General features: G+C 42.6%; 4 protein-coding genes. 2 read left to right on the forward strand and 2 right to left on the reverse strand.

Annotated elements, in window-relative coordinates; translation table 11 throughout:
* Positions 1–217: 217 nt before the first annotated feature.
* On the forward strand, positions 218–808 hold the full coding sequence (locus AC4GME_RS16985; protein ID WP_490377094.1) for an FMN-dependent NADH-azoreductase: 591 nt from the start codon (positions 218–220) through the stop codon (positions 806–808).
* 38 nt (positions 809–846) lie between these two features.
* Here the strand turns inward: AC4GME_RS16985 and AC4GME_RS16990 are convergent, their stop codons facing one another.
* Positions 847–1,431 (reverse strand): CDP-alcohol phosphatidyltransferase family protein, encoded by a 585-nt coding sequence (locus AC4GME_RS16990; RefSeq protein ID WP_490377093.1) that lies wholly within the window; start codon positions 1,429–1,431, stop codon positions 847–849.
* 169 nt (positions 1,432–1,600) lie between these two features.
* Positions 1,601–3,829: an NADP-dependent isocitrate dehydrogenase gene (locus AC4GME_RS16995; RefSeq protein WP_490377092.1), complete on the reverse strand. Its 2,229-nt coding sequence runs from the start codon at positions 3,827–3,829 to the stop codon at positions 1,601–1,603.
* Positions 3,830–4,199: 370 nt separating this feature from the next.
* On the opposite strand from AC4GME_RS16995, the gene AC4GME_RS17000 reads away from it, so the two are divergent.
* Positions 4,200–4,760 (forward strand): rRNA large subunit pseudouridine synthase E, encoded by a 561-nt coding sequence (locus AC4GME_RS17000; protein ID WP_490377103.1) that lies wholly within the window; start codon positions 4,200–4,202, stop codon positions 4,758–4,760.
* Positions 4,761–5,320 lie beyond the last annotated feature (560 nt).

The following is a 5,320-nucleotide window of genomic DNA, read 5'->3' on the forward strand; positions in this document are numbered from 1 at the left end:
GCGGTTAAAACCGCACTTCCAAAAACAAAAACAGATCAGTTAATTTTGCGGATTGGTATTAGTAATTGCTGATCACAAGAAAAGCTTCGCCTGCCTTTTCTAAATGACAAACCTGAAAACAGTTCAAAAAAACTGAACAAACTGCTCTATATAATGCGATTTTTTTAAATTTTAGCGCCCGTATAATCTCAGTTTAGCCAACCAAAAGGATCAACTTATGACTAATGTATTAGCGTTAAAATCTAGCATTTTAGGAGATTACTCCAGCTCATCGAAATTAATTGATGAATTATTAGCAAAATATAAACTGCAACAGGCGACAATTACGCAGCGCGATCTTGCACAACAGCCCTTACCTGTTTTAGATGGTGAAATAGCTATGGCAATGAGATCGCCAGAACAGCTCAATGATAAGCAACGAGATGCCTTAGCACTTTCCGACAAACTAATTGCCGAGCTGAGATTAGCCGACCTCTTAGTGATTGGCGCACCTATGTATAACTTTATGATCCCGACACAATTAAAAAACTGGATCGACTTGGTTGCACGCGCGGGTAAAACATTTACTTATACCGAGTTGGGGCCGCAGGGGTTAATCACAGGCACTCGTGCAGTCATTGTCACTACCCGTGGTGGTATGCATAAAGATCAGGGCAGTGATCAGCAGATTCCTTACTTAAAAACCTTACTGGGTTTTCTTGGCATTAGCGATGTCGAAGTGGTTTATGCTGAATCATTAGCGATGGGGCCAGAAGCGGCAGAGCTTAATCTTGATCAGGCGCGTGAGCAACTCAATGTTTTTGCATAACAAGAACTCCTAAAGTTAGCAGGCAAAGAATGCGTTGATTATTGTTGATTTTTGAACAGATCCTTCGAATTTTTCATCTTCAGCGCTTTTTTTCCCCAGATATAGACATAATGGCCACCACTGGCAAAGGCCATAAAAATCACTAACCATAGCCCGATCTGGAAACTCAATTCAGGAAACAGAGGATAGACCTGCTCTGTTAACAACATCAGGACAAAAACAATCTGCACACAGGTGCTGATTTTTCCTAATCGGCTCGATGCCACCTCATAACGTCCAAAGAAACAGTAATAAGCAAGCGCGCCACTCACAATAATCACATCTCTCAGTACAATAATAACAGCCAGCCACCAGGGCAGTAATCCCACCAGCACAAGCGCGACATAAGTACTGATTAGTAAAACTTTATCCGAGAGCGGATCAACGATAGCGCCATAATGACTTAAAGCATCCAGCTTGCGTGCCAACCAGCCGTCGATGCCATCACTGAGCCCGGCAATTAAAGCAATCCACAACACAGTCGAGTAATTCTCCTGCACTATCAGAAGGAAGATCGGCACAGCTAAAAGCAGGCGTAATAGCGTTATAATGTTAGGAATAGACTTGATTGAAATATTATTCATAAGACGCCAACCCTCCTCATTAATTCTAGTATGACGCGAATATAAATTTTTACTAAGTTTTCCCTGAAAACAAAAAAGGTGCTCAATGAGCACCTTTTTGATAAATAACCTGAGTTAATTTGGCTACTTATTTATCTAATGCGTCCGTTCAGGACACATTCCACAAACCTTAAATTGTAGCTAAAGCATCGTTTAAAGTTTTACTTGGACGCATTGCTGCTGCCACTTTAACTTGGTCAGTGTGGAAATAACCACCAAGATCAACGGCAACACCTTGTGCATCGTTTAGCTCTTTCACGATTTTTGCTTCATTCTCAGCCAGTGCTTTAGCAAATGGTGCAAATGTCGCTTGTAATGCCGCATCTTTAGTTTGTGCTGCCAGCGCTTCTGCCCAGTACATTGCCAGATAGAAGTGACAGCCACGGTTATCAAGCTCGTTTACTTTACGCGAAGGTGATTTATCTTCTTTTAGGAATTTACCGTTAGCGATATGCAATGCTTCAGCTAAAACAACGGCTTTCTCATTGCCTGTTTTCGCTGCAATATCTTCGATAGAAACCGCCAGCGCTAGGAACTCACCAAGTGAATCCCAACGCAGATGTCCTTCTTCAACAAACTGCTGCACATGTTTAGGTGCAGAGCCACCAGCGCCAGTTTCAAACAGACCGCCACCAGCAAGCAGCGGTACAATTGAAAGCATTTTAGCACTTGTGCCAAGCTCTAAAATAGGGAACAGATCCGTTAGGTAATCACGTAAAACGTTACCAGTTACAGAGATAGTGTTTTCACTCGCTAACACGCGTTTCAGCGTAAATTTAATGGCATCATTTGGCGCTAAGATTTGAATATCTAAGCCAGCTGTATCGTGATCTTGCAGATAAGTATTCACTTTAGCGATTAAGTTCGCATCGTGTGCACGGTTTTCATCTAACCAGAAGATTGCTGGTTGGCCAGTAGCTTTTGCACGGCTAACTGCCAGACGAACCCAGTCACGAACAGGAATGTCTTTCGCCTGACACATGCGCCAGATATCACCTTCTGCCACAGTATGTTCCATCAGCGTATTACCCGCGGAATCAGTTACTTTAACGCTGCCCGCTTCTTTGATTTGGAATGTTTTATCGTGTGAACCGTACTCTTCCGCTTTTTGCGCCATCAGGCCAACGTTAGATACGTTACCCATAGTTGCCGGATCAAATGCGCCATTTTCACGACAGAATGCGATAGTCTCCTGGTAGATACCAGCGTAACAACGATCCGGAATCATCGCTTTAGTATCTTCAAGTTTTCCTTGTACGTTCCACATCTGCCCGCTTGAACGAATCATAGCCGGCATAGATGCATCGATAATGACATCACTTGGTACGTGTAAGTTAGTAATACCTTTATCTGAATCAACCATCGCCAGTGCAGGACGTGTAGCATAAACCGCTTGGATATCAGCTTCAATTTGTGCTTTTTGATCTGCCGGTAAGTTAGCGATTTTTGCATAAACATCACCAAGACCATTACTTGCATCAACACCTAGCTCTGCAAACAGTGCGGCGTGTTTAGTAAACACGTCTTTAAAGTAAACCGTTACCGCGTGACCAAACATAATCGGATCTGACACTTTCATCATGGTCGCTTTTAGATGCAGTGAAAGCATAATGCCGTTCTCTTTAGCGTCCTGCATTTGCGCTTCAAAGAAAGCACGTAATGCCGCACAGCTCATTACTGATGAATCAATGACTTCATCTTTTAATACTGGCGTTGATGCTTTTAATACAGTGACTGCGCCGGAAGCTGCTGTGAATTCAATTTTCAGATCATCATTCTGTCCTAGTACAACTGATTGCTCGCTACCGTAGAAATCACCGTTTTGCATATTAGCAACATGTGATCTTGAATCTTTAGACCATGCACCCATACGGTGCGGGTTATCCTGTGCGTACTGTTTAACCGCATCAGCAACACGGCGATCCGAGTTACCTTCACGCAGTACCGGGTTTACCGCACTACCTAATACTTTTGCATAACGTGCTTTAACATCGATTTCAGCATCTGTTTTTGCATCTTCAGGGAAATCAGGCAGATCATAACCGTGCGCTTGTAACTCTTTAATCGCAGCGTGTAACTGGGGAATTGAAGCGCTGACGTTTGGCAGTTTGATAATATTTGCTGCAGCTGTTTTTGCAAGCTCACCCAATTCAGTTAATGCATCAGATAACTTTTGTTGTTCCGTTAAGTTCTCAGGGAAATTAGCAATAATACGACCAGCTAAAGAGATGTCTCGTGTTTCAACAACAATATCAGCCGCTTTTGTAAAAGCATTAACAATAGGAAGCAGTGAGTGTGTTGCCAGTGCTGGTGCTTCATCCGTTTGTGTATAAATAATCTTTGCTGATTTATCTGTCATATTATTTCCTTTAACAAGAGTTAGGATTTTTTAACTAAGCATAAAAATTGTTATGAATTTGTTACGCCACAAAAAATTAGGGCTTTATCATAGCGAAAACTGATAAATAGTCCACTTTGATGCACAAATCGGCGTCACTTTGTTAGCCCATATAGCGATTTTCTGTTCACTAAATCAACTAAACAGCGGCTATTTTAATATGCTTGCCAAGCACTTTAGCGGTGGATCTTCTGCTACAATCACTACTCATTATTTTCGTTACGGGTAGACGCTTGTGTTTAAAAAAAATAACAACTCCTTTAAAAACAATCAAGCTAAAAGCAGTAAACAAGCGCATGCGAGCAAGCGCGCCACGCAGAAAAGCACTGCAATAGCTGTAAATGGCCCGCAAAAAATCGTACTGTTTAATAAACCCTTTGATGTGCTTAGCCAATTTACCGATGAGGGCAATCCTGAAAACAGACGCCAGACCCTGAAAGATTTTATCAATATCCCGGAGGTTTATGCCGCCGGTCGCTTAGACAGAGATAGTGAAGGGTTATTGTTACTGACCAATGATGGTAAATTACAGGCGAAAATCACCCAGCCCGGTGCGAAAACCAGTAAAACTTATTGGGTACAGGTGGAAGGCGCGCCAACGGAGTCGGATCTGCAGAAGCTGCGTGATGGTGTGCAGCTTAAAGATGGTTTAACCCTGCCAGCTAAAGTCGAAGTGATGGATGAGCCTAAAATATGGCCGCGCAATCCGCCGATTCGCGAACGTGCGAATATTCCGACTACCTGGCTCTGTATTACCATTACCGAGGGTCGTAACCGTCAAGTACGCAGGATGACGGCGAATATTGGTTTTCCGACACTGCGTTTGATTCGTTATCGTATTGGCAGTTGGTCAATTGATGGTATTGAGAACGGGCAATATAAATTGCTTTAGTTTTTCACTCGTTCCGATGCGCTGCGTGGGAATGCAGAACATACCTAGCCGATTTGGTTTAATTGTAGGCTTTCGCTTAAGGCGTTTGGTTTAACTTTTATCGTTGGAGTTTCGCCCTGACGGCGTGTTACTTTTCTTTGAACAGCCAAGAAAAAGTAACCAAAAAGTGCCGCCCCAAGCCATTTTTTGATCTTGCACTGCCCAACCACTTTTTAACGCACCATCTCAGACAGTACATCCCTGTGCGGAGCCGAACTTAGTGGAAACAAAGGGCACGCAGAGCTTAGCCGCTCATGAGCCTGAACTGGCGTTCAATTCGCTCCATGATTTTCGTTGATAAAGCGTTTGTTCATCACAATAAAAATGGATGGGAATTACCTAGCCAAATTGGTTTGGCAATTCTAGTGCTTTGAATTAATTACAAAAATAAAGTGAGCGTCCAACCTTGATTCCAGTTTTACCCCGGCAGATAGATATCACAGAGCAGGTTATTTGAGTGATTTTGGAATTTAACTTGTAAATTAAATGGTTAGTTACGATTTGAAAAATGGGATAGGTGT

Source organism: Psychromonas sp., assembly GCF_983033635.1.

Coding starts and splice junctions, on each gene's coding strand:
- AC4GME_RS16990 (WP_490377093.1), bottom strand. CDS start 1,431: ATGAATAATATTTCAATCAAGTCTATTCCTAACATTATAACGCTATTA.
- AC4GME_RS16995 (WP_490377092.1), bottom strand. CDS start 3,829: ATGACAGATAAATCAGCAAAGATTATTTATACACAAACGGATGAAGCA.
- AC4GME_RS16985 (WP_490377094.1), top strand. CDS start 218: ATGACTAATGTATTAGCGTTAAAATCTAGCATTTTAGGAGATTACTCC.